The organism is Ectobacillus sp. OTK (genome assembly GCF_059698935.1).
Genome location: NZ_AP048547.1, coordinates 1476886 through 1502814 on the forward strand (window position 1 = coordinate 1476886; position 25929 = coordinate 1502814).

At 39.9% G+C, this 25929-nt stretch carries 23 protein-coding genes and 1 pseudogene; 15 read left to right on the top strand and 9 right to left on the bottom strand.

What is annotated here, in order from left to right; translation table 11 throughout:
• Positions 1 to 61: 61 nt before the first annotated feature.
• Positions 62 to 883, bottom strand: a complete 822-nt coding sequence (gene bioC, locus AC6HZ4_RS07280; protein WP_497494315.1) for a malonyl-ACP O-methyltransferase BioC — start codon at positions 881 to 883, stop codon at positions 62 to 64.
• On the bottom strand, positions 880 to 1623 hold the full coding sequence (locus tag AC6HZ4_RS07285; RefSeq protein WP_497494316.1) for an alpha/beta fold hydrolase: 744 nt from the start codon (positions 1621 to 1623) through the stop codon (positions 880 to 882). Before AC6HZ4_RS07285 ends, bioC begins: the two co-directional genes overlap by 4 nt.
• A 354-nt stretch (positions 1624 to 1977) precedes the next feature.
• Between AC6HZ4_RS07285 and AC6HZ4_RS07290 the strand changes: the two genes are divergently transcribed.
• The 7 genes from AC6HZ4_RS07290 to AC6HZ4_RS07320 all read left to right on the top strand — a co-directional run bounded on the left by AC6HZ4_RS07290 (position 1978) and on the right by AC6HZ4_RS07320 (position 9417).
• Positions 1978 to 2880, top strand: a complete 903-nt coding sequence (locus AC6HZ4_RS07290) for a PAS domain S-box protein (protein ID WP_497494317.1) — start codon at positions 1978 to 1980, stop codon at positions 2878 to 2880.
• 42 nt (positions 2881 to 2922) lie between these two features.
• Positions 2923 to 3252, top strand: a complete 330-nt coding sequence (locus tag AC6HZ4_RS07295; protein WP_497494318.1) for an ATP-binding protein — start codon at positions 2923 to 2925, stop codon at positions 3250 to 3252.
• 237 nt (positions 3253 to 3489) lie between these two features.
• Positions 3490 to 4926, top strand: coding sequence for a sigma-54 interaction domain-containing protein (locus AC6HZ4_RS07300; protein ID WP_497494319.1), 1437 nt, complete (start codon positions 3490 to 3492; stop codon positions 4924 to 4926).
• A 392-nt stretch (positions 4927 to 5318) separates the two neighbouring features.
• Complete coding sequence (locus tag AC6HZ4_RS07305; protein WP_497494320.1) at positions 5319 to 6617, top strand: CitMHS family transporter; 1299 nt, start codon at positions 5319 to 5321, stop codon at positions 6615 to 6617.
• 10 nt (positions 6618 to 6627) lie between these two features.
• Positions 6628 to 7965, top strand: a complete 1338-nt coding sequence (locus tag AC6HZ4_RS07310; protein WP_497494321.1) for an acyclic terpene utilization AtuA family protein — start codon at positions 6628 to 6630, stop codon at positions 7963 to 7965.
• Positions 7946 to 8257 carry an AtuA-related protein gene (locus AC6HZ4_RS07315; protein WP_497494322.1) on the top strand — a complete coding sequence of 104 codons (312 nt, stop codon included), beginning with the start codon at positions 7946 to 7948 and terminating at the stop codon, positions 8255 to 8257. Before AC6HZ4_RS07310 ends, AC6HZ4_RS07315 begins: the two co-directional genes overlap by 20 nt.
• A 35-nt stretch (positions 8258 to 8292) precedes the next feature.
• Positions 8293 to 9417 carry a chitobiase/beta-hexosaminidase C-terminal domain-containing protein gene (locus tag AC6HZ4_RS07320; RefSeq protein ID WP_497494323.1) on the top strand — a complete coding sequence of 375 codons (1125 nt, stop codon included), beginning with the start codon at positions 8293 to 8295 and terminating at the stop codon, positions 9415 to 9417.
• 67 nt (positions 9418 to 9484) lie between these two features.
• Here AC6HZ4_RS07320 and AC6HZ4_RS07325 read toward each other — a convergent pair.
• The 4 genes and pseudogenes from AC6HZ4_RS07325 to AC6HZ4_RS07340 all read right to left on the bottom strand — a co-directional run.
• Positions 9485 to 9639, bottom strand: a pseudogene (locus AC6HZ4_RS07325) (NAD(P)-dependent oxidoreductase); the annotation flags it as partial.
• Between the two features lie 14 nt (positions 9640 to 9653).
• The gene (locus tag AC6HZ4_RS07330) at positions 9654 to 10253 is read right to left on the bottom strand and encodes an NADPH-dependent FMN reductase (RefSeq protein ID WP_497494324.1); all 600 of its coding nucleotides are present in this window, start codon (positions 10251 to 10253) and stop codon (positions 9654 to 9656) included.
• A gap of 94 nt (positions 10254 to 10347) precedes the next feature.
• Positions 10348 to 11199, bottom strand: coding sequence for a VOC family protein (locus AC6HZ4_RS07335; protein WP_497494326.1), 852 nt, complete (start codon positions 11197 to 11199; stop codon positions 10348 to 10350).
• Between the two features lie 19 nt (positions 11200 to 11218).
• Positions 11219 to 11626 carry a DoxX family protein gene (locus AC6HZ4_RS07340; RefSeq protein WP_497494327.1) on the bottom strand — a complete coding sequence of 136 codons (408 nt, stop codon included), beginning with the start codon at positions 11624 to 11626 and terminating at the stop codon, positions 11219 to 11221.
• A gap of 193 nt (positions 11627 to 11819) precedes the next feature.
• Between AC6HZ4_RS07340 and AC6HZ4_RS07345 the strand changes: the two genes are divergently transcribed.
• On the top strand, positions 11820 to 12128 hold the full coding sequence (locus AC6HZ4_RS07345) for a winged helix-turn-helix transcriptional regulator (protein ID WP_497494328.1): 309 nt from the start codon (positions 11820 to 11822) through the stop codon (positions 12126 to 12128).
• Between the two features lie 146 nt (positions 12129 to 12274).
• Here AC6HZ4_RS07345 and AC6HZ4_RS07350 read toward each other — a convergent pair whose 3' ends face one another.
• The gene (locus tag AC6HZ4_RS07350; protein WP_497494329.1) at positions 12275 to 13243 is read right to left on the bottom strand and encodes an aldose 1-epimerase; all 969 of its coding nucleotides are present in this window, start codon (positions 13241 to 13243) and stop codon (positions 12275 to 12277) included.
• A 409-nt stretch (positions 13244 to 13652) separates the two neighbouring features.
• On the opposite strand from AC6HZ4_RS07350, the gene AC6HZ4_RS07355 reads away from it, so the two are divergent.
• From AC6HZ4_RS07355 to AC6HZ4_RS07365, 3 genes are all read left to right on the top strand, one after another.
• Complete coding sequence (locus AC6HZ4_RS07355; RefSeq protein ID WP_497494331.1) at positions 13653 to 15296, top strand: GMC oxidoreductase; 1644 nt, start codon at positions 13653 to 13655, stop codon at positions 15294 to 15296.
• Between the two features lie 271 nt (positions 15297 to 15567).
• Positions 15568 to 15849 (top strand): hypothetical protein, encoded by a 282-nt coding sequence (locus AC6HZ4_RS07360; protein WP_497494332.1) that lies wholly within the window; start codon positions 15568 to 15570, stop codon positions 15847 to 15849.
• 419 nt (positions 15850 to 16268) lie between these two features.
• Complete coding sequence (locus AC6HZ4_RS07365; RefSeq protein ID WP_497494333.1) at positions 16269 to 17621, top strand: GntP family permease; 1353 nt, start codon at positions 16269 to 16271, stop codon at positions 17619 to 17621.
• Positions 17622 to 17848: 227 nt separating this feature from the next.
• Here AC6HZ4_RS07365 and AC6HZ4_RS07370 read toward each other — a convergent pair whose 3' ends face one another.
• Positions 17849 to 18694 carry a MurR/RpiR family transcriptional regulator gene (locus tag AC6HZ4_RS07370; protein WP_497495631.1) on the bottom strand — a complete coding sequence of 282 codons (846 nt, stop codon included), beginning with the start codon at positions 18692 to 18694 and terminating at the stop codon, positions 17849 to 17851.
• Positions 18695 to 19026: 332 nt separating this feature from the next.
• On the opposite strand from AC6HZ4_RS07370, the gene tkt reads away from it, so the two are divergent.
• From tkt to gnd, 3 genes are all read left to right on the top strand, one after another.
• Positions 19027 to 21021 (top strand): transketolase, encoded by a 1995-nt coding sequence (gene tkt, locus AC6HZ4_RS07375; RefSeq protein ID WP_497494334.1) that lies wholly within the window; start codon positions 19027 to 19029, stop codon positions 21019 to 21021.
• Between the two features lie 17 nt (positions 21022 to 21038).
• Positions 21039 to 21707, top strand: coding sequence for a fructose-6-phosphate aldolase (fsa, locus tag AC6HZ4_RS07380; RefSeq protein ID WP_497494335.1), 669 nt, complete (start codon positions 21039 to 21041; stop codon positions 21705 to 21707).
• Between the two features lie 116 nt (positions 21708 to 21823).
• Positions 21824 to 23230, top strand: a complete 1407-nt coding sequence (gene gnd, locus AC6HZ4_RS07385) for an NADP-dependent phosphogluconate dehydrogenase (RefSeq protein WP_497494336.1) — start codon at positions 21824 to 21826, stop codon at positions 23228 to 23230.
• 57 nt (positions 23231 to 23287) lie between these two features.
• On the opposite strand, the gene AC6HZ4_RS07390 is transcribed toward gnd, so the two are convergent.
• The gene (locus tag AC6HZ4_RS07390; protein ID WP_497494337.1) at positions 23288 to 23641 is read right to left on the bottom strand and encodes a fibronectin type III-like domain-contianing protein; all 354 of its coding nucleotides are present in this window, start codon (positions 23639 to 23641) and stop codon (positions 23288 to 23290) included.
• Between the two features lie 829 nt (positions 23642 to 24470).
• Here AC6HZ4_RS07390 and thrC point away from each other — a divergent pair.
• A complete protein-coding gene (gene thrC / locus AC6HZ4_RS07395) occupies positions 24471 to 25874 on the top strand; it encodes a threonine synthase (RefSeq protein WP_497494338.1) in 1404 nt (467 codons plus the stop codon).
• Positions 25875 to 25929: the final 55 nt, after the last annotated feature.

Sequence of the window (25929 nt, forward strand, 5' to 3'; positions counted from 1 at the left end):
TACAAGTATTATGTAGAGCCTATTGCCTAACTAAACTAGAAAACGATTCATGTAAAAATAGTTACATCCCCCTCATAATCGTTAAAAATAAACAATGGTATGTTGCTTTTACGCCCTTCTCATCCCGATAATGAGTTTCATAGAGATTCATCAATTCTCGGAGAAAAGAAGGGCGTTGGCATGAGTGTTCTTGATTGCTGTTACTTGCTCCAATTTTTTGAATCGAGTTGAAAAAAGCGCGCGTTGTCGGAAAATACTCTAGTTCAAGCTGTTCTGTTCCGGTTATTTCAAACGGGCATGAGGCCGAAGAAAGGAGGGCCTGCTCACAAAGCTTATATAACTCCTCAAGGGAATAAAATGATTGCCCTGGTGAGCTGTTCACTTGAAGCTGAAGCTTTTCCTTTGCATGCCCATAAGCGGCATGAAGCTCCTGAAAGGTTTTAGCCCCAAATGTCGAAAATACAAGCATTCCATCCGGCTTTAATAATGTAAATAATCGTTCAATCACCCTTTGAGGATAATTAAGCCATTGAAATGTTGCATTTGAAAGAATAAGATCATAGCTTCCTTGGAGGGCGATTTCTTCAATATCACCGCATAAAAAGGTAACACGTTTCTCTCGGATTCTTTCTTGCGCCACTTCAATCATTCCAGGTGCCAGATCAACTGCAAGAATTTGCGCCCTTGGAAATGCTTCGCATAATAAACGTGTCAAGTAACCCGATCCGCAGCCAATCTCAAGAATAGTTATGTTTTGCTTTACTATGTTTTGCGGAAGAGAGTCTATTAGCCGCTTTGCCATCGTTTTTTGAACATTCGCATATTCATCATATGTTTTCGCATGTTTACTAAATCGTTTTCTTAGAAGCTGTTTATTAATCATTCATCTCCCATCCTTTGCAAGAATTTTCTAATCAATTGCACGCATTCCTCCGGTCTTGTGAAAAATGGGATATGGCCCGTTTCGTTTAGGATAGAAAATTGAGCTTTTTCCCCAAGCTGTTCACTCATAAAAGAAGAAGCCGCAAGCGGACAGATCGTGTCTTCCGTTCCGTGAATCAATAGGCATGGAACTTCAATCTGATGAAGGCATGCTCTGTGGTCTGTTTCTAATAAATAATCCAGGCCTATCATAAGGGATAACGTGTCATCTCCTTGAAATTCTTGTTGCACTATTTTTTTAAACTTATGATGCCATCCCTTGTCTTGCTCGGACTGGGAGAACATCGCTTCGTAAAAAAGAGCAAGTGTTTCTTCATTTGTCTGTTGCAATTGCCTTTTCATACGTTTCACAACGCGTGGATGCCAGCCTGAAGGATATTGTTCGCAGCTTGTAAAACGACTTGTCCCGCTAAGAAGGATAAGGCCCTTTATATGTTTCGGATATAGGCTTGCAATTTCAAGTGCTGTAAGTGCTCCTAATGACCAGCCGAGTAAAAAAATAGGTCTTTGAATCGAGGTAATTGTTTGTATCACGCGTTCTCGAAAGTCAGTAGGAGCTTTTATACGGCGCCATTCCACACACGAAAGCTCAAAGATTTTAGAGAGCGATTCAATACATGGCTGAAATACCGATCCTTCCATTCCCCAACCAGGAAGCAGCAATAGATGTGATTTGTTCATCCTAGAACCCCTTTTGTTAACTTATTTTTATTATAGGTTAACATTTTTCTTTCTATTTCACCATGACTTTATCAAAAAATAGGGGGGAGCATCTCTTCCTTAGACAGAAGGAAGTCTCTTTGCGGGAAAGGAGTGTTAAAAAAGATTATAAATACTATTTTCCTATATATTAATTTTTTCCTATCCTTAAATAGATTTGATATATTGAATTGGTAATTTTTATACCATATACTATATTGAACAGCTCCATGTCAATTTCATGTGTTTAGATACAAGGTATTCCATGCGAGAAACATACGAAGTAGATATAAAAAACATTATAAGCAGAATAAAATAGTAGGAGTGTTCAATAGCTTGAAATATACTGGAAGAATAATAGGCCTCTTAGTTGCAGGAATGAGCAGTGTACTATGGTTTATGTACGGAAATACGGGAAATAGTCTTTTAGTTGTCTTTTTTGCTGCTATTATTCCTTGTATGTTGAATTGGTGGTTTGGCAAAAAGTATGATCAAATAAAATATCGTTTACAGCAGCTGCAAATAAATGAAAGCGAAACCAATAAGCTGCTGGAATCTAAAGCACAGCATACAAACAAGCTTTTAATGAGAAGTCAACAACGGCTCACCTCATTATTTGTTCATAATACGGAAGCTATTTTAGTCTTTGATTTAGAAGGAAATGTAGTAGATGGGAACCCGGCTGTAGAAAAAATGTGCGGGTATTCTCCTGAGGAATTGAAAAAATTTGGAATAAGCTTACTAGTTTTATCTGAGGATATGGAAAGGCGATTAACATATTATACAAAAGCAATCCGCGGTGAACCACAGGAATATAAATTATTCATTACCCATAGGAACGGAAAACAGTTAGAAATGCAAATAAAAATGATCCCCATTACATTAGGTAATGAAGTGGTTGGTGTTTTTGAGATGCTTAAGGATATAACGGAGTCAAAAAAATTAGAAGAGCTTGTTCGTCATTCGGAAAAGCTTTCTTTAGTAGGACAATTGGCCGCAGGCATAGTACACGAAATTCGGAATCCGTTAACAACAATTCGAGGATTTTTACAATTATGGGAATCGAAAATAGAGAAGCGGCATGTAGATATGGTACTAGCAGAAATAGATCGAATTAACCTCATTGTAGGAGAATTTTTAATGCTGGCTAAGCCCCAAGAAAGTATTTTCAAAGAAAAGGATCTAAAAAGTATACTCGCAAGTGTAGTGATGTTCCTTGAAGGACAGGCGAATATTTAAAATATACAAATAACAACACATGTAGTACCTAATATTCCTAGCGTGAAATGTGAGGAGAATCAATTAAAGCAGGTATTTATTAATCTTTTAAAAAATGCGATGGAGGCAATGCCTAACGGTGGGAGGATTTATGTTGAATTAAAAGCATTTGACGAGAATGAAGTTTGCGTTTTGATACGCGATGAAGGCTGCGGAATTCCCGGGGATCAGCTGCATCGTATAGGAGATCCTTTTTATTCCACGAAGGAGGAAGGGACAGGGCTAGGATTGATGGTGAGTCATAAAATTATTGAAAATCACGGAGGGTACATAACGCTTGATAGTAAAGCGGGTAAAGGAACTATCGTAAGTGTTGTTTTACCTGCTAATTAGGCTGGGCTGGAAAATTGAAAGAGAGATGCAAGGAATTATAATAGGAATGACAAAGAAACGTCTAAATTGGACGTTTTTTTGCTTATGCAATTTGCTTTGTACTCTTAGTCCGCTCGTATACAACTTCAATAGAATGTTTTATTCACGAAAAAATGATAGAATATTCTGTATATAAAAAGGGATATGTAAACGTAAAAAAATAGCAATAGACTGATTTTTTATGAAAAGAAGAAAGGAATGTGCAAAGCCATGTATGAATCATCCGAAGATTACTCAACATGCTTCCTTCCGGAAAAACAGATAGAGTGGTGGAAGGCAATCGTCAATTCTATCAATGACGGTATTCTCGTCATTGATCATCAGGGATTTGTTAGACTCATTAACCCGGAATATACGCAGATTACAGGAGTTACTCCTGATATTATCGGAAAGCGGCTGCAGGACTGTCGTCCGGGTGCCCAGCTACCAGAAACTTTGATAGATAGAAAATGCAGAGTGGGAGTTTACCGAAAAACAGGGACTAGGGAATATATAGTAGATATGGCTCCTATCATTGTGAATAATCAAGTCATTGGTGCCGTATCAGTTTGTAAGAGCCTCACTGAAGTGCATAAGCTGTCCCAAGAGCTAGAAAGAAAAAGGGAAAAATTAGATAATCTTCAACGAAAGATAAATTCTCTATACCAAGCAAAGTACACGTTTGAGCAAATCATTGGGAGAAATGGAGGACTAAAAGAGGCTGTCTATGTGGCAGAAAGGGTAGCCGAAGCAGATTTGCCTATCCTCATTACAGGAGAAAGCGGTACAGGAAAGGAACTGTTCGCCCAAGCTATCCACAATGAAAGCCGCAGAAAGAATCGGCCTTTTATCCCTGTCAACTGTGCGGCGATACCATCATCACTTTTGGAAAGCGAATTATTCGGTTATGGAGAAGGTGCCTTTACAAATGCAAAAAAAGGAGGGAAGATCGGCCTGTTCGAAATCGCGACCAATGGGACGCTTTTTCTTGATGAAATAGGTGATATGTCTTACGATCTTCAGGCCAAGCTGTTAAGAGTGTTACAGGAAGGAAAGATTCGCAGGGTAGGGGAAACGATCGAGCGGAGCATTGATGTGAGGATTATTGCCGCAACGCATCGAGACTTGCAACAGCTTGTTAAAAAGAATCGCTTTCGCGAAGATTTATTTTACAGGCTGAATGTCATACGCCTTCAAATACCGCCTCTTCGAGAGCGAAAAGAAGATATCCCCGCCCTTGTAGATTCGCTGCTTTATTCATCTGTCATGAATTTATCGCTTGAACAGTCGCCATCGATTTATACGATCGACAGACAAACATTAAAATTTTTACAGTCGTATGAATGGCCTGGGAACGTTCGTGAATTAAAAAATGTTATTGATTATGCAACCTGTATGGCGGAGGGAACAGAAATTAAGATTCAGCACCTTCCTGAGCTAATTACCAAAAATCGAATCAACTTGTTTACTCCAATAGAAAACTCACCAAATCAAACTTTGCAGCAAGCAATGGAAGAAGCAGAACGAAAATTTATTCAAGAAACTTTAAAAAGATTTGGGAGCGATATAGAAGAAAAGAAAAGGGCTGCAAACGCACTGGGAATTTCGCTTGCAACCTTATATAACAAACTTAAACGTTATAATATAAGTTTCTAATTTTTTAGAAACGTATTTCTATATTTCTAAGGAGTTAGAAATATAAGGAATGTATTATAGTAACGGTGTAATAGACAAGATAACTTTATCCTTTTTTCTAAAATATTAGAAAGAGGGTAGAAGAAAGAGGCAGGAAAGAAGGCGTCTACTAATGGTAACGCTTTCTTTTTTGTTTTTTTTAATCGCTGGGAAATCAACGTTTTAGAATGAAATATGTAAAAAATTTGGGCAGAAAAAGGAAGCATCTGTTCTTTTGGCATGAGTCTTGCAATTAATGAAGGGTGTAAGGGTTACCATTCTTAGCAGAAGAGGGGGAATAGCAGCAAGATAGTTTCTTTAAAAATAGGGTTTACGCAAAGGGGTAACAACCAACAGGATATTGGGGGGATTAAATGTTAGCATTGTTAGGCTATTTAACGATTGGGACATTTCTGTATTTGATTATGACAAAGCGGCTTTCTGTTATTATTTCCCTTGTTCTTGTACCTATTGTTTTTGGTGTTATCAGCGGATTTGGAACAAAATTGGGGCCGATGATGCTGGAAGGGATCCAAAAAGTCGCACCAACAGGGATTATGGTAGGCTTTGCTGTTTTATACTTTGGACTCATGATAGATGCCGGGTTATTTGATCCCATCATTTCCCGGATGATTCGCATCGTCAAAGGAGATCCTCTAAAGATTGTAATCGGTACAGCAATCGTTACGCTGCTTGTAGCCTTGGACGGTGATGGTGCTTCTACGTTTATGATTACTGTCTCAGCATTTCTTCCGCTTTATAAGAGACTGGGTATGAATCCTCTTATACTATCGGGCGTTGTTGCATTAGGAGCAGGTGTTATGAATATTGCGCCGTGGGGCGGACCAACGGCAAGAGCGATGACAACGCTCCATACAGATTCCGCGCAACTATTTAATCCGGTTCTGCCTGCGATGCTTGGCGGTATTGTATGGGTACTATTTTCGGCTTATTGGCTTGGAAAAAAAGAACGCGCAAGATTAGGAATCACAGAGCTTCAAGGCAATTATGAGGATTTTATGACAGAGCATGCCGCTGCTGTTGAAGAGAAGAGACCCCAGCTTTTTTGGTTCAATTTCATGTTGACGGCGCTCCTTCTCGTTGCATTGGTAATGGCATGGCTGCCAATGCCTGTCCTATTTATTGTTGCATTTGTCATTGCTTTGCTCGTGAACTATCCGAAGCTTAGCGAACAGCAAGAGCGCTTATCCAACCATGCAAGCAGCGTAGTAATGGTGTCGACGATGATTTTTGCCGCAGGTATTTTCACAGGCATTTTAACTGGGACAAAAATGATTGATGCTATGGCATCATCAATGGTTTCCGTTATCCCTGAACAGCTTGCGGAGTATTTGCCGATTCTTGTTGCCATTACAAGTATGCCTCTCAGCCTTGTATTTACACCTGATGCGTATTACTTCGGCGTGCTTCCCATCATTAGTCAAACGGCTGTTAGTTTCGGAATTGACCCAATTGAAATTGGACGCGCGGCTATACTTGGCCAAATGACGACCGGGTTTCCATTAAGCCCTTTAACAGCGTCAACGTTTATTCTTGTTGGACTATCCGGAGTAGATTTAGGGGAACACCAGCGTTTTATTTTTAAATGGGCCTTTGGAACAACCATCGTTATGACCATTATTGCGCTTGCTACAGGAGCCATAACTATTTGAGGTGATTACTATGATTAGAATTGGATCAGGAGCAGGATTCTCAGGAGACCGATTGGAACCTGCTGCTATATTGGCAGAGAAAGGGAAATTAGACTATCTTATACTGGAATGTCTCGCTGAACGTACGATTGCGTTGGCCCAAAAACGAAAACGCCAAAACCCTTCATTGGGGTATGATCCTTTGTTGGAAAAGAGAATGGAACTTCTTTTGCCTGTTATCAGCAAAAACAAAGTTCGTGTTATCACCAATATGGGTGCAGCAAATCCTGTGGGGGCTGCTGAAAAGGTTGCAGAGATAGCGCGGAATATTGGAATTTCCTTAAAAGTAGCGGCCGTTACTGGAGATGATGTTCTTCCATACCTCCAGCATGATGAAAATGTCCTGGAAACGAATGAACCGCTATCTTCTTTTGGACAGCTAATTTCAGCGAACGCTTACCTTGGTATAGAAGCGATATTGCCGGCGTTGGAGAGCGAGGCTGACATTATTATTACAGGCCGGGTTGCCGACCCCTCATTATTTGTCGCGCCAATGGTCCATCATTACGGCTGGTCTTTGGATGATGTAAATCGGATAGCACAGGGAACCGTAGTGGGTCACTTGCTGGAATGCGGGGGACAAATATGCGGAGGCTATTTTGCCGACCCGGGCAAGAAAGACGTACCTGACTTTGCTCATTTAGGATTTCCGTATGCGGACGTAGCTTCAGACGGAACTGCCGTCATCAGTAAAGTGGAAGGGACCGGTGGAGCCATTTCGTTAGCGACAGCAAAAGAACAGCTCTTGTATGAAGTCACAAATCCGCATAAATATATTACTCCAGATGTGATAGCAGACTTTACAACGGTTCGGCTGCGGGAGATCGCGCCAAACTGTATTGAAGTTTCCGGCTGCATGGGAGAGATGAAACCAGATACCCTGAAGGTGAGTGTGGGCTATCATGCTGGATTCATAGGAGAAGGAGAGATTTCCTACGCTGGAACAAATGCATTAGGCAGGGCAAAGCTTGCAGGCGAAGTCATATACGAACGGCTAAAAGATGACTTTTCCGACCTTCGGATTGATTATATCGGAAGCTCTTCCGTTCATCGAACAACATTTGGACAGTATGATGCTCCCTATGAGATTAGGCTTCGGGCGGCAGGAAGAGCCCCTACGGAAGAAAAGGCTGCAAAAATCGGCGAAGAGGTCGAAGCACTGTACACCAACGGACCGGCAGGAGGAGGGGGGGCACGCAAATATAGGAATGAGGTGATTGGTGTCGTGTCTACTCTAATTCCACGAGAAAAAATAAATATGTCTGTCATGATAATGGAGAGTGTAAACCATGAAGAAAAAATTATATGACTTAGCTCACAGTCGTGCAGGCGATAAAGGAAATACGTTGATATTATCTCTTATTCCGTATGATGAGCAGGATTACCTGATGCTGTCTGAAAAAGTTACTGCCAAGAAAGTGAAGGAACATTTAAAAGAGGTTGTCGAAGGAAACGTAATCCGCTACGAGGTTCCTAACATAGCTGCTCTTCAGTTTGTCTGCCACCAGGCATTACTTGGAGGAGTCACGACTTCCTTAAGCACAGATACTCACGGGAAGAGCTTAAGCTATGCCTTATTGGAGATGGAAATAGACGTATAAGTAACTATCACATTAATAGGGGGCGTATGATTCGTATGAAAAATTGGAGATTAACAAAATTCATAAGCGCTATTCTGCTAGCTGTATTTATTTTCCCTGCGATAACTTTAACAGTTCATGCAAAAGATGGTGAAAATGATGGGGAAGTTGCTGCCCCCGTTTCTTCATTAGCACCAGGGTCGTACTATAAAGAACAAACCGTACAACTAAGTTCCTCCACACCGGGTGTGAAGATTTACTACACACTTGATGGAAGTACTCCGACAAGCAATAGTAATCTATATTCTGCACCAATTACGATCCAACAAGATACAACCATTAAAGCCATTGCTGTGAGAGGGAATGTAAGCAGTAACGCATTAGCAGTCAGCAACGGAAAGATAAGCAGTGATGCAGCTGTTTTCACCTACACGTTTGAAACAAGAGAATCACTTGCTTCTAAATTTTTGAGTTTTACTTATAAATCAATGCCGTATCGCCTTTATGTGCCAGAAAACTATAATCCAAATCAATCGTATCCGCTTGTATTATTTTTACATGGCGGAGGAGAACGCGGTGATGACAATCAAAAGCAGCTGCTGGCTAATGATGGTGCGGTTATCTGGGCTGCACCTGAAAATCAAGCGAAACATCCTGCTTTTGTATTAGCGCCGCAGGCACGTAATGTACCTGATGGCGGATTTACTGTTACCCGTGATTCTAATAATGTTATCAACTTAAGCCGAGTTTTTGAGTTTTCTCAAGATCTGCAAACAGCATATGAAATCCTTCAACATGTAAGAAACAGCTATAATATTGACAGCAATCGCTTATACTCAACAGGCTTATCCCAGGGTGGATTCGGTACGTTTAATTTGAATATAGCCTATCCGGATTTATTTGCTGCAATGGTTCCAATAGCGGGCGGCGGTGATCCAACGAAGGCGCATGTACTTGCTAATAAGCCAATTTGGGCTTTTCACGCTGAGGACGATCAAGTAATTCCTGTGTCATTCTCCAGAAATGTAATTGCAGCTATAAAAGATGCCGGAGGAACTCCCCTTTACACTGAATATCCATCTGAGATGAAATATAATCATGCATCTTGGGTCCCTGCTTACGAAAATAAAGACATGATAGAGTGGGTATTTAAGCAAGTAAAGCTAACCAAGCCTGAATGAGGATTCGTTAACTAGTATTCTTACAAAATATAAGGAGCTGTAATTTTACGATTACAGCTCCTTATATTTAGTCAGCCTCATCAACAACAGTGAATCTTTCATTCAGATGCTGAGGGTTTTCTATTTCATTGAGGACAGCAATTGCATAGTCAGTAAGCTGCCGCCTTTTGAATGAACAAGTAGATGATCTTTTCCTGTTTGATACGTTCCAGTAGTCTTTCCTGCATTTCTAGTTTTTATCTCAATGTTTTTAATGCACCGCTCCATGCCACAACTTCATCAAGCATTGCATTGACATTCTTAAGATGTAATGCTTGAGGCTTGAACTCAGTGCCATTTTCAAAATCTGTAAATAAAGACAATGTTGGATGTGTACGGACATCGGCAATTTTCAATTCACCGCAAATCCCTCGTAAATGCTCAGCTGCACGAGCTCCGCCAGTTGAACCATAGCTTACGATACCTGCTGCTTTGTTGTTCCATGCTTCACGAGCTAAATCAAGAGCATTCTTTAATGCTCCAGTAATACTGTGGTTGTATTCTTGAACGATGAATACGAACCCATCCAGCTCAGTAAGTTTTGCATTCCAAGCTGCAATTCCTGGTTCCGTTCCATCGGTTGTTCCTAAAAACGGCAAGTTAAAATCAGCAATATCTACAATTTCATAATTTGCATCTCCGCGTTTGTCAGCAATTCCTTTTATCCATTCTCCTACTTGCGGGCTTACGCGCCCTTGACGTGTGCTTCCTAAAATAATTCCGATATTTAATGTTTCATTTACCATTGTTTTTTCCCCCTTAGTGGATTTCCCAAATATTTTGTCTAAAAAACCCATTTTTTCACACCGCCTATGCTTTTTTCAACGACTGTATATTGAATAATGAATAACATTTCAAACTTACTTACCTGTTTCTTTACGAGTTCTTGATTTAAACCCGTAAATGAATACGATTCTCGGACGGATCTGAGGTAACAAAAGAACCATTTTCTTCTGTGACGGATGCACCAATGCTCTTTAACTGAGCAATAACATTATTTCTTGCTTCTTCATCTGGCAGCATTAAAGTAAATGATTCGAGTCCGACACTGTTCACAGGAGGTGTAGGTGCACCCACACCATTCCATGTATTTAACCCAATATGGTGATGGTATTTACCAGTAGAGATGAAAAGTGCCTGATTCCCATAGCGGTTAACCACTTCAAATCCGAGTCCCTTAATATAAAATTCTTCAGTCTTTCTCAGCTCGGATACATGTAAATGGATATGTCCCATGATGGTGCCGGCAGGAAGAGCAATCCAAGGTTCCCCTTCTCCCTCCGCAAGAAGGCGCTCTGCATCTAGCGGTTCGGTTGCCATTACTACTTCACCGTTTTTCCAATTCCATGTAGAAGATGGTCGGTCCACATAAATTTCAATCCCATTTCCATCAGGGTCAGCTAAATATAGAGCTTCACTTACAAGATGGTCTGATCCACCTTGTAAAGGATAGCCGACTTGGAGAAAGTGTTTTAATATTTTTCCTAAATCAGCACGGTTAGGCAGTAAAAGAGCAAAGTGATACAGTCCTGTAGTTCTTCCATGCTTAGGAACAACGTTTTCTAGTTGTTCAATTGATAACAAAACTGTCTTTCCATCCGCAGTCAGGCTAGCTGTTCTTTCAGTTTGTTCTAATACCTTAAAGCCGATTACTTCCTGGTAAAATGCTAGCGCACGATCCAAATTTTGTACCTTTAGGTTTACTTGCCCTACAAACATATGAGGTTCACGATGAAAATTCATTTTAGATCCTCCTTTTGATTTAAGCATCCTTTGAACGAAAAAGCAGATTATCTAAAGCTAAAAAGGATTTGCTTGTTGCAGCAAGATAGATTGCGATTACCATTAAAGCTAAATCAAGCTCGTAACCAGCCATTTGACCATTTCCAAGGAATCCAGCAGCAAGTTTTACCTTTAATGTCGCAACAGCTAGGATAAGTACAAATAAAAGAGAAATAATCCTTGTTCCAATTCCCAAAACCAAAGCAATACCGCCAATTAATTCAATCAAAGCCACTACATAAGCGCTGAAACCTGGAAGACCTAAACTTTCAAAAAATCCAACCGTATTTGCAATGCCGCCTTGAAATTTTGCCAGTCCATGTATAAAGAATGTGGCACCTAAGAATACTCTCAAAATTGCTGCACCGATTTCATTATTTCTTATCATGTACGTAACGCTCCTTTATGAATTATTTTGTGCCTAGCGAAAACAAATCGAAGTTTAAAACTTAATTTTTCAGTTAGTTACTTTATGTAAGTTATTATATTTTTGTAATTATATTATGTCAAACACTTTATTGATAAAAAATAATTTAATTATTTATGTGTATGACTATAATAGTAAATAAGGAGTGATTCAATTGGATAAATCTGTTTGTCCTAGATTTGAAAAAGCTATGAGTTTATTAAGCCAAAGATGGAATGGAATGATTATTTACCAGCTGCTATCCGGTCCGCAGCGTTTTTGCAACATTGAATCTTCAATTGGTGTCAGCGGCAGAGTGCTTTCAGAGAGGTTAAAGGATTTGGAGAACGAAGGGATTGTGAAGCGAGAAGTTTTTCCAGAGACCCCAGTTCGAATTGAATATTCGTTGACTGATAAAGGTTTGGCATTGGAACCTCTTATGAGAGATATAGAAAAATGGTCACAAAGCTGGTTGGAAGGATAGAAGTGAGTTTCCCTATCCTAAGTCATCTTTATCTTTTACAGGTGATCCTGATGACATTTCGCGGATATTATCTGTGTTTTGGCGTCAGGACCACGCATTCATCAACTTAAGAAGCAGCAGTATACCCAAGATCTAGAGATTATCTGTCAATATTGAGAATCTTTTTGAGCCAGAGCCGAAATGTCTATTGTCATTTTAAGATCTATTGTTTCACCGTATTGAAGGGCTATCATTCCGGTTAATTCAGGAGGCAAAGGGAGATTTGGCGCATTGGTCACCCAAGTGTAGGGCTGAATACTTATAATTTCATTAGCCTTTCCCATTGTATAAATGAGCCAATATCTATATAATCCGGAAGTTTGGATTCGAATTTCATAATCTCTTCGGGAAAGCACTGCCGTATGAGGGTTATCACCGATTGAAAACAATTTCTCCATTTCTACACCTTGTAAATTGATTCCTTTAGTTAGCCCTTCATAAGGGCCTAAAGGAAGCAATTTGCCAGTTGGCATCAGTTCGGGATCTAACTCCCATTCATATGAAACCGGAAGTTTAAGCATCCATTTTTCCGGTTCATGATCAATACAAAACCACGGATGTAATCCGAAGCCAATAGGTGCCGTTACTGTGCCCCGATTTGTAATGCTGACCTTTTGTGTTAGCGTACTCCCGTTCAATTCGTAAGTCATGCTGAAAAACAAATCATGAGGATACTGCCGCAAAACATCTGGGAAATCAACCGTGGCAAATGTTGAAGTGACAGCCTGGCTGTTGCCAATTTGCATGGTGGATGCGACTTTCCATGGATGCGAAACAAGAAATCCGTGGTTATTATGCTTGTTTTCCCAGTTAATGTCCAATTGATAGATTCTTCCTTGGAATTCAAAACGAGCAAAGCGTGTTCGATTTGGCGGAAACAAAACAGGTATACCGTAGTAAATTGGTTCATCCTTTAACACGTTGAGATTTTTGGGCTTTTTCAGCACTTCGCGTTGGTTGACCCGATCCCATAATTTATACAAATTGTTTCCCAATGACGGACACAAACATGCCATTAACCTTTCGTTTTGTAATGTATATATTTCGAAGCCATCCAGTATTTCTTTCGAAACCATTGAGTTGACCTCCTTCATATTTACGTTAGTTTATATATACGTAAATTCGAAGGAACAATCCCATTTAATTAATGACCGTGAAGTGATATAGAATGACCTGGAAGGGCAATTTCTTATACATACCGATATGGACTTCTGAGGTTTTGGTGCAAAAAACTCGAAATGTTCTTCCGCTTTTAAATATGAAGCTATTCCCAGCTTATTGCCACTTTTGTTGTGATAAAGTTAAACACTATGCTGGGGCTTGTTTTCTTCTTTATTCCAGCCTATATCAATATCCCCTCCCATAGCCTGCTTGCACAGGGATTCAGCTCCCATACAACCATCAAACATTTCCGTATGAAAAAGTTATATATCTAAAAAAAGACAATAAATATTAAGAAAGAAAATAACTCAAAGAGTGGTGAGGATGCTGGAAACTATAGTCGCCCAAAAAAATGATACGTTAAGAAAGCTGTCCCATCAGTATAATATAGAGCTTCAAACATTGTTAGATGCTAATCCCAATATTGCATTTCCAGACCAAGAAATCCCGAATATGGAAGTTCGTATTCCCAAGCAGCCAACATCTCCCATGCTGTCTCAAACACCTCCAGTATGTTATCCAGAAATGCCTGCTGAATACTTAAATCATTGGATTCCTATTACTCCCCTTGAAAAAATGGCAATGGAGGAGTATGACGCCCTTGTCGTAGGAAGCGGAGCCGGGGGAAGTGCTGCCCTTTATCATTTATGTGAACAGTGGAAGGGCAAAGAGAAAAAAGTTGGAATAATTGAAGCAGGAGGACTGTTATTACCTACGCATGCACAGAATGTTCCTACTCTGGAAGTAGAACGTTTTCAACAATATTTTTTAAGTCCTAACATCTCTACACCTATAGGTCGGGAGCTGCCAGAATTCCCTGGGGCAAGGCTTGTGTTTGCATTAGGAGGAAGAACGCTATTCTGGTCAGCAGTTTGTCCAAGAATGAATGAAGCAGAATTTAAGGATTGGCCAATTTCTGCTGAGGATTTAGTTGAATACTATAATAAAGCTGAGGAAGTTCTAAAGGTTACTCAGGAGTTTACAGAGGATTCCCTGTTAACTGATATTGTCATTGATCGTCTTCACCAAAGCGGGTTCCCGCAGGCTATGCATGTCCCGATTGCAACAGATATTTCACAAGCGAAATTTGGAAAAGTTCATTCAGATGTCTTTTTTAGTTCCATCTCATTCTTAGCAAAATCCCTCAATTTACATCCTTTTGATTTATCAATCCATTCCCGCGCCGTTCAGGTTATTGTTGAAAACAATAGAGCGACAGGAGTTAGGGTGTTAACGTGGGGAGGAAAAACCTATATCGTACGAGCAAAAAACATTATTTTATCAGCTAGTGCACTTGAAACTCCTAGAATTCTACTGAATTCAGGAATAGAGGGGAAAGCAATTGGACATTACCTAGTGAATCATTCCTTCTTAGAGGTAAATGGGGAGTTAAACCGTTTCGAGTTCCCCGAAAATTTAGGGAGTCTTGGTATTCTAGTCCCGCAAACCGCGGAAATTCCATATCAATTTCAAATGTATGGAAGAGGGGGAGCCTTCTTTTATCATGAAAGACAAGTGCCATTACGCGAGAAAATACCAATTTATTTACAAGGTTTTGGAAAGGTTGAACCTCGGTATGAAAATAAAGTAGCCTTGCATCCCGCTAAACGGGATATTTTTGGCATACCCAAAATAGACGTGACCTTTTCTTACAGCCAAAAGGACCTCGTATTGATTAACTATATCCAAGAAAAGATGAAACAGGCGTTAAATGGCATGAGGGTAAGCATTCAACCAGGAACGGAGATTTGCCTGCGCCCGCCTGGACTGGATTATCATGAAATGGGTACCTGTCGAATGGGAGAAGACCCTGAAACATCGGTTACGAACAAGTACGGACAGGTGCATAATGTTTCAGGACTATTTGTCGCAGATAATAGTGTATTGCCTCATAGCGGTGCTGCAAATCCAACGCTTACTACAATCGCCTTAGCTTTTTTTTCATACTGCAGATTATATTGCGCGTAAATAGAAGCTTGCAGAAGATATAGCCTGTTAAGGAGAAAGGTTAAAAAATTATATTCTAACATGCCATCCTTCAAGGGTGGTATTTTTTATGAAGCTATTTGTAGTGAAAAAGCAGGTTCATACAGGAATAAGAAATGGAGATCTGTATACATTAACATATGGTAATGTATTCAAAGCACCAACTTGAAGTATGGAATAACAGTAATAATCAGCAGTACATCTATATCAAGCCAGTTAGAAAATGGGCGAGTATAATCAGGAGGATCAGCATATGCCAATTCTAGAAGATGCAGTTGAGAGAATTAAAATATTGGAATGCCCAACTGGAGACTTGGAACAGCGAGTTAAGGAGATATTAGAGGGGTATGGAGCAGCAAATGGAAATGAATGGACGGTAAATCGGGATAAAAGATTTGACCAAAACGAGGCACAGGCATACAGCGCTACAATCCCAGGAGATCCAGAGCAATCAATTGTCATTTTAGCTAAATCAGGACTCGATGATTATGTTGCCAAAGTTGTAGATGCCTATTTGAACGCTCCCGCTACTTAACTGCGCTTTCCCTAAAGGAATTCCTTCGATCGAAACTGGGGATTTTTCCTGCGAACACCAAGCTAGTGCTCATAGCAAATCCCTTTTGAATGATTTATTTTATCATTTTCATTCTGTTGCAGCACTAGATTGCTTTGGTAATCTAGTGTTTTTCGTTTGAGAAAAGTGCTGTAACACTGGCCGTGGGTTTATATAAGTCTTAAGTTTTTACTTGTTATATAAAGTAATTAGGCAATATAAAAATGCTTTTTGAGCATACTGAAATAGTTTGATAGCTTTGTTATGGGGAATGCATTTTTTATGAAAATAAAAATTTTTTTCTTAAATGTATTGATTAAAAAAATTTTTTTCTTTATAATCAACTCAAGAAATGAAAGTGTTTTCAGTAAACGCTTTATAGAACTAAAGGAGGATTCATCATGTTATTACTAATTGTTTTAGCAGCGATTGTTGCCCTTTTGCTACTTATCACTTGGGCAAAGCTCAATCCATTTGTTTCCCTTATTATCACAGCTATTGGCGTAGGCCTTGCAACAGGCATGCCGCTTATATCACCTGACCCGGCAAAGGTTCCTGGTATTATCGATTCTCTTAAAGCAGGTATGGGAAATACGTTAGGATTCCTCGCGATTGTCCTTGCGCTTGGAACGATGCTTGGAAAAATGATGGCAGAGTCGGGTGGAGCTGAGCGTATTGCACAAACGCTTATTGCTCGTTTTGGCGAGAAGAATGTTCACTGGGCTATGATGTTTGTAGCATTTATTGTTGGTATACCTGTATTCTTCCAAGTGGGCTTTGTTCTTTTAATTCCATTAGTATTTACAATTGCACGTCAAACAGGAGTTTCATTAGTAAAGATAGGGGTTCCGTTAGTAGCAGGTCTTTCAGTTGTTCATGGACTTGTGCCGCCGCATCCTGCTGCAATGGCTGCAGTTGGTATTTTCAAGGCAGATGTAGGGTTAACAATTCTTTATTCCATTATCGTAGGTCTTCCAACTGCTATTCTTGCAGGTCCACTTTACGGTAACTGGATTGGAAAACGCATTCATAAAACAGTACCAAAAGAAATTGGCGAACAGCTTACAGAGCATAAAGAAGCAAAGAAACTTCCGGGCTTTTTCAATACAGTGTTTACAGTTCTCGTACCGGTTATTTTAATGCTAATTGCTTCTATCGCTGAGTTATCCTTGGCAAAGGACAGCGCGGCATTTAAAGTATTTAAATTTTTAGGGGACCCAGTTGTCGCTCTTTTAATTGCAACCGTTTACTCCTTCTTTAGCCTAGGTTTCTTCCGCGGCTTAAATAGAGAGACTGTTTTAAAGTTTACGAATGATTGCTTAGCTCCAACAGCTACTATTCTTTTAGTTATCGGAGCAGGCGGAGCATTTAATAAAGTGTTACTGGATTCAGGTATTGGTAATTATATTGCTGAGTTAGCACAACAATCACATATTTCACCAATCGTATTAGGCTGGGGTATTGCTGCGATGATTCGTGTGGCAACAGGTTCTGCAACTGTTTCAATGATGACTGCAGCTGGTATTGTTGCTCCTATTGCGGCTGCGATGCCTGGTACGAACGTAGAGCTTCTTGTACTAGCGACAGGCGCAGGATCACTCATTCTTTCTCACGTAAATGATTCTGGATTCTGGATGATTAAAGAATACTTTGGAATGTCTGTAAAAGAAACACTTATGACATGGACAGCTTTAGAAACAATTATATCTGTAGCAGCATTTGTATTTATTCTAATACTTGATTTATTTGTCTAATTTATAAAGAAAGCTCGCCGATTGGCGAGCTTTTTAGGCGAAGACAGAGGCGTAGCTGCACTTACACTTTATTCCTAAAATTCACTGCTGCGTCGAATTCGCGTCTAGCTGGAAATTTATATCTTCCTAAAGTGTAAAAAGGTGAGCTTCTACTAAAAGCAGCTCACCTTTTTATGTTGATATAGATATTTTAGAGAGATTCGTCCTTATTTTACAGATAATTTTCATCATATTCGGGTTTCTGAGATAGCATTTCGGATTCTCTCAAGTGATTTTTTTGCATTTTCCCTATTTAAAATTGCAATGTTTATATACAAGGCATCAATCAGGCACAGTTGACCAATTCGTGAAGCTAACGCCTCAGATCGGTATTCGGTTTCTTCCGAAGTTGTATAAAGGGCAACATCTACATTTTGGCTGATTGGAGATTTTGGGAAGCTTGTAATACCAATTGTTTTAGCACCACTTTCATTAGCTGTTTTTAAGATACGAAGTGTATCCTTGTTTGTGCCGGAGTGGGAAATGACAACAGCAACATCATTTTCTGTTAACTGGGAAGCAGACATTAATTGAAAATGGGAGTCGGAAAAGACAAATGCTTTCATTCCTGCTCGTAGAAATTTGTGATAGGCATCCATCGCAATGACCGCTGAGCCGCCTGTTCCATAAAACTCTATTCGATTGGCATGAAGAATGAGCTCTACCGCCTTTTTGAGAGAATCGCTGTCTAAAATTTGTAATGTATTTTCTAATGTTCTGATGTTAGATTTAAATATTTTTTCAGCTATAGTTTTTTCATTATCCTGTTCGCTAATTTCTTCGTGAATCTGCTGAATAGGATTCATAACTTCCGATGCCAGTGCAATTTTCATAGCCTGATAGCCTTTAAAGCCTATGCGTTTACAAAAACGAAAGACGGTCGCTTCTGCAACACTTAAGTCATCAGCCACTGTATTAATCGTACTATGGATCATTCTTTCCGGATTTTCTAGGATATACTCAGCAATTTTCTTTTCCTTTTCACTAAGTCGAGCGTAATAGGAACGTATTTTTCCTAAACAATTCCCTGCCATAAGAAACTTCCCTTCTTTAAGGTTATTACATAAAGTATAACATAAAGTATGAGAAAGAAATAAAATTTGATGAAAACAAAAATAAGAAAAAAATTTTTTTATTAATCTTGTAATCATGAAATTTTTTTTGTATCATTTGAATCATAGAAGAAAAAATATTTCAAGGGAGTGTTCATATTAGAAATATTCGGAAGGTATAAAAGGATATGCAGTATCTTGGAGCATTCTTCCGTAGTGTTTTCGTTGCAAGCGGTTACTTATACGTGAGAGAAAGCGAAAGCAGCCCTTTTTTAAATAGCTTCAAGTTTGAGAAATGTAAGGAGGAAAAAACTATGAACCATAACATTGAAACACTAGCTATCAATACGATTCGAACTTTATCAATAGACGCAATCAATCGCGCTAATTCTGGTCATCCGGGTCTTCCTATGGGAGCTGCTCCAATGGCGTACGCACTATGGGCACATCATCTCGATCATAATCCTGCAAATGCAAAATGGTTTAACCGGGATCGATTTGTTCTTTCTGCGGGACACGGCTCTAGCTTGTTGTATAGTTTGCTCCATCTAGCTGGGTACGATGTGTCTCTGGACGATTTGAAAAGCTTTCGAAAGCTCAATAGCAAAACACCAGGCCATCCGGAATTTGGTCATACAGATGGAGTTGAAGCGACCACAGGTCCTTTAGGACAAGGGATTGCGAATGCGGTAGGGATGGCAATGGCAGAAGCTCATTTGGCTGCGAAATTTAATCGAGAAGGATTTCCGGTAATTGATCACTATACATATGCTTTAGTTGGTGATGGAGATTTAATGGAAGGTGTCGCTTATGAGGCCATGTCTATGGCTGGTCATATGAAACTAGGAAAATTAATTGCCTTATATGACTCAAATGACATCTCCTTGGACGGTTCCTTAAACCTTTCTTTTTCAGAAGACATTCAAAAACGAGCTGAATCTGTTCATTGGCAATATTTACGCGTGGAAGATGGAAATAATGTCGCAGATATCGCAAAGGCAATTGAATTAGCGAAGCAAAATACGGATCAGCCAACTCTTATCGAAATTAGAACGATTATCGGTTATGGCAGTCCAAAAGTTGCTGGAACAAACAAGGCACATGGGAATCCGCTTGGAGCAGAAGAAGCGGCAGCAACAAAGCAAGTGTATGGCTGGCATTACGAAGAGGACTTCTTCGTGCCGGAAGAAGTAAAGGCTCATTTTGAAGAACTCAAACAAAGAGGTATTGGAAAAGAAGATCACTGGAATGAATTGTTCCATTCTTATAAAGAGGCTTATCCTGCATTAGCGAATGAACTAGAACGTGCGATTGCAGGGGAGGTTCTTATCGAGGCAAAAGATATCTTGACTTTTGGCACAGAGAAAGCTATTTCAACTCGTGTGGCTAGCGGAGAAGCAATTAACCACTTTGTCAAAGCAGTTCCTTCTATCTTCGGAGGAAGCGCGGACCTTTCTCACTCTACTATGACTGATATTAAGGAAGAAGCAGCATACGCAGTAGAATCATTTAGCGGACGAAATGTCTACTTTGGTGTTCGTGAGCATGCGATGGGGGCAGCCGGCAATGGTATGGCTCTTCATGGAGGCGTGAAGCCTTTTGTAAGTACATTCTTTGTGTTCAATGATTATCTTCGCCCGTCTATTCGTCTAGCTGCGTTGCAAAAGCTGCCAGTTACTTATGTATTTACCCATGATTCGATTGCGGTCGGAGAAGATGGTCCAACTCATGAGCCGATTGAGCATCTAGCTGCCCTTCGTGCGATCCCTGGGCTCACAGTGATCCGCCCATCAGATGCAAACGAAACAGCGAGTGCTTGGGCGTATGCTCTGCAACAAACAGATGGCCCGGTTGCTCTAGTACTCAGCCGTCAAAATCTGCCTGTGTTCCATGAAACAGAGGCGAATATAGAGAATCTTTCTAAAGGTGCTTATGTGTTAACGCAAACGGATGAAAATCCAGATGTTATCCTGATTGCGACAGGTTCGGAAGTATCCTTGGCTGTTAACGCGAAGGCTGAACTGGAAAAAGAGCATGTATCCGTTCGTGTTGTGGCTATGCCGAGCTGGGAACTGTTCGATCGTCAATCGAAAGAGTACAAAGAATTTGTTCTGCCTGCTTCTGTTACGAAGCGTGTGGCACTAGAAATGGGTATCTCCCTAGGATGGGAACGATTTGTAGGATTAGAAGGAAAAATATTGTCCATTGAAACATTCGGAGCTTCAGGAACGGGAGCTGAAGTGATGGAGCTATTTGGATTTACGACAGAAAATGTTGTTCGAACTGCAAAAAGTCTACTACATTCTTAAAATGGAGGAAATATATCATGAAATTTTTTATTGATACTGCAAATCTTGAGGATATCAAAAAAGCGTATAGAATTGGTGTTTTAGCTGGTGTTACAACAAATCCTTCCTTAGTTGCTAAGGAAGGTGTTAAATTCGAAGATCGCATTGCAGAAATCTGCCAAGCGGTTCCACGTGTAGAGTCTGTTTCGGCTGAAGTAACTCCAGATGCCGTTACAGCTGATGAAATGATTGCTCAGGCTGAAGAGCTTATCAAAATTAACGGCGGGGATGAGAAAGTTACAATCAAGCTCCCTATGACGTTAGCTGGTTTAGAGGCTTGCCGTTATCTTGCGGATAAGGGTGTGAAAACGAACGTTACGCTTATCTTTACAGTGAATCAAGCATTATTAGCAGCTCGTGCAGGAGCAACTTATGTATCTCCATTCTTAGGCCGACTGGATGACATTTCTGAGGACGGCGTACAATTAGTATCAAAAGTAGCTGAACTATTCCGCGTTCATAATTTCGATACACAAATTATTGCGGCATCTGTTCGTCATCCGGATCATGTAACTCGTGTAGCTATGGCAGGTGCCCATATTGCAACCATTCCGTATTCAGTAATTGAGCAAATTTCTAAGCATCCACTAACAGACCAGGGTATAGAAAAATTTGCTGATGATTGGGTAAAAGCTCCTAAAAATTAAGATAAAATATGTGATTACTCTTCATAGAGCGTTAGGTTCTTTACGTATTACTAACGCTCTCATCTATTTCTAACAGTAAAAAGTTCAAGTAGAAATATAAGAAGGAAGGATTAAATATGCCAAAGCAGCAAATTGGGGTCGTTGGTGTAGGCGTTATGGGAAAAAGCCTTGCACTGAACTTTGAGAGTAAAGGGTATTCCGTTGCCCTCTATGATATTTCAGAAGAAAAAGTAAATGAAATCATCGAGGAAAATCGTGACAAAAATTTTGTAGGCACTCATAAAATTGAAGATTTCATCAACTCCCTTGAGTCTCCACGTAAGATTCTCCTTATGGTAAATGCAGGGGAAATTACAGATAAAGCAATTGCTTCATTATTTCCTTATCTAGATAAAGGGGATATTTTGATTGATGGCGGCAATACGTATTTTGTTGATACAGTTCGCAGAAACAAACGTCTTGCTGAAAAAGGCATCCATTTTATCGGTGCAGGTGTTTCCGGCGGACAGGAGGGTGCGTTAAAAGGGCCATCGATTATGCCTGGGGGACAGAAAGAAGCATATGAACATGTGAAGGAGATGCTTGAGAGCATTGCTGCAAAGGTGGATGGCGAGCCATGTTGTTCCTATGTGGGACCAGATGGTGCAGGTCACTATGTAAAAATGGTTCATAATGGGATTGAGTATGGAGATATGCAGTTAATTTGCGAAGCATACTTTTTCCTAAAACAAACACTAGATTTAAGTGCAGACGAATTTCATGAAATTTTTACGAAGTGGAATCAAGGTGAGCTAACAAGCTACCTAATTGAGATTACAGCTGACATTTTCACAAAGAAGGATGAAGAAACAGGCAAACCGTTAATAGATGTGATTCTTGATATGGCAGAACAAAAGGGTACAGGGAAATGGACAAGTCAGAATGCGCTTGATTTAGGTGTCGCGCTTCCGATTATTACAGAATCCGTCTTTGCGCGTTATATGTCTGCTTTAAAAGAAGAGCGTATGCATGCCAGCACGGTATTCGCTGGACCTAAGGAGCAGCCAGAGCTTTTCAATAAAGAAGAAATCATCGAAGCAGTACGCCAGGCTTTATATATGAGCAAAATTTGTTCGTATGCGCAAGGCTTTACTCAATTGAAGGCAGCTTCGGAGGAGTATGGATGGAGTCTTGATTTCGGCAGCATCGCGCTGCTTTGGAGAGGAGGCTGCATTATCCGAGCAGGCTTTTTACAAAACATAAAAGAAGCATATGACCGGAAGGCAGACTTACCGAACTTGCTGCTGGATCCTTATTTCAAGGAAATTGTAGAGTCATACCAGGGCGGGCTGCGCAAGGTGATTGGAGCAGCTGTACAACACGGAATTCCAGTACCAGCTTTCTACGCAGCGCTTTCGTACTATGACAGCTACCGCATGGCAACGCTGCCTGCAAATTTGCTGCAGGCGCAACGAGATTATTTCGGAGCCCATACGTATAAACGAATTGATAAAGAAGGAACATTCCATACAAAGTGGATATAAGATGTGAAAGGGAGCAGGCTATGGGGCCTGCTCCCTTTGTTCTTTTGATGCTAGACGTTAGTAAGGATTTTTTGGCTGCCTCACATTTCTGATAGTCTTAAATTCACCCTGTTGTCTAATATCTCTTGAAGAGCTTCCAACGAGAACTTGAAACAAACCTGCTTTTGTAATCCAAGCTTTCAACTTGTCATCATAAGCCGCGAGATCTCTGTTATCTATCGTAAATGTTACTGTTTTGGTCTGTCCTGGCTGTAATGAGATCTTTTCAAAGCTCTTCAGTTCCTTATAAGGTCTTTCAACTGTTGAATGTGCATCACGAACATAAAGCTGCACAACTTCCTTACCTGATACGTTCCCTGTATTCGAAACGTCTACCGATACAATGATTGGCTGATTCTCATCCAAGTCCATCTGAGTGGAACTTAAAGTAAGATTCTTGTACGTAAAGTTTGTATAAGAAAGACCATGACCGAATGCGTACGCAGGTTGTATATTTTTTGTATCATAGTGACGATAGCCAACATAGATCCCTTCAGCATAACGAACTGTATTGGAAGAAGCGTCGCTTTTGTCCGCATGAAGGACAAAAATTTACTTTTTTCATAATCCATTCTCCTTCAATGTACCATCATTTATTTCCAAAAATTGATGCAGTAAAAATGATACCATTTTAGTCTCTTCTTTTTACTAATTTGAAATTGTATTTTTAAGTAGGGGGAAAGGCGCAAGGAGAAGGGAAGCAATCATATAAACAGATGGCTATTATGTAAATAAAAAGGTGATATCATTTATAATTTAGAAAGATATCGATTAAATTTTTAGAAATCCATTTTTTATGTTGTGCACTACTATTTTAGGATAATAGCGCAGGTTCAATGATTGGTGTTCTCTTTGAACTTCTGATACAAATTGAATCACTGCAAAAATCAGAATAAAACTTATGCTGAAAAACAGAATAGATACAAGATTTTGTTTCATTGATACGTCGTTCCTTTTGCTCATAGGTTCTCAAGATAATTATATCAGATGAAGAGAATGAAATGAAGAAGCAACTGCCATTTGGAAACGCAGTACTCTTTATAAGCAATTGGGATGCCAATTTTATCATAAATACTGGAAATGAGGCCTCAGCCGTTTAAAAATTTTGAAATTTTCTCAATTTACCATATTGATTATATTGACTTACATCTAATTTTAGGTGACGATAGTAATACATTTAATTTTTACTTGGAGGATAACTATGAATTTTGTTAGTACACGAGGAAATGTAAGTGAAATTGGTTTTATCGATACAGTCTTGATGGGACTGGCAAATGATGGAGGCCTTTTAGTCCCGGAGAAAATCCCACAAATTCCTGCAGAAAAGCTACAGGCAATGTCCCAGCTTACCTATCAGGAATTAGCATATGAAATCTTTTCCTATTATGTTGATGGTGAAATTCCAGACAATGAGTTAAAGGAATTAATTGAGCAAAGCTATGCAACCTTCCGCCACCCAGAGGTAACTCCTGTTCAAAAGGTGAAGGATAACATGTATGTTCTGGAACTGTTCCATGGTCCTACCTTTGCTTTTAAGGATATTGCTCTGCAGTTCTTAGGAAATTTATATTCCTACGTATCAAAGAAGACAGGTGAAACGATCCATATTCTTGGTGCTACTTCAGGGGATACAGGTGCATCAGCAATTGAAGGAGTAAGAGGAAAAGAAGGCATTCGCATTTGTATTTTGCATCCGTATGGAAAAGTAAGTAAGGTACAAGAATTGCAAATGACGACTGTTCATGACGAAAACGTCTTAAATTTAGCGATAAAAGGAACATTTGATGATGGTCAAAGAATCATTAAGGAATTGTTCGCAGATGTAGATTTCAAAAATAAATATCATCTGCGTGCGATTAACTCCATTAACTTTGTTCGTATTTTAGCTCAAACAGTTTACTATTTCTATGCTTACTTCCAAGTTACGAAAGAGACAGGCGCGAAGAAGGTGAACTTCAGTGTTCCAACTGGAAACTTTGGGGATATCTTTGCTGGCTATCTTGCAAAGAAAATGGGTCTTCCAGTTGGCAAGCTCATTGTGGCAACGAACGAGAATAATATTTTAGAACGTTTTATCCATGATGGAGTGTACATGCCTGGTGAGTTCCGCAGCACATACAGCCCTTCTATGGATATCCAAGTAGCTAGCAATTTCGAGCGTTATCTGTACTACTTGCTTGATGAAAATCCAAGTGCAGTGTCTGCCTTAATGGATCAATTCAAGTCAGAAGGCAAAATCGTTGTAAATGAGGAGCAGCTTCGCCAGGTGAAAGAGGATTTCGCAGCACATGGAGTAGTAGGGGAAGAGTGCTTGCGAACAATCAGCAAGTACTATGCTGAATCCAACTATTTACTTGATCCGCATACTGCCTGCGGTGTTGCTGCGTACGAAACATGCAATGAGCCTAATGAGGTTTGTGTAACGCTTGCAACAGCTCATCCAGCAAAGTTCAATGAATCCATTGAACGCTGCGATATTGAGCAGACATTCCCTGAGCAAATCAGTCAATTGTTCGACAAACCGCAATATCAGGAAGTTGTCGAGGCGGACAACGAGGAAATCGCTCGTAGGCTTGAGAAGCTGTTTAGTCCTTCCAATTCATAAAATTTAAGATATATCATCACGAAAAGGGGTAGAGAGTCTACTCCTTTTTGTTTTG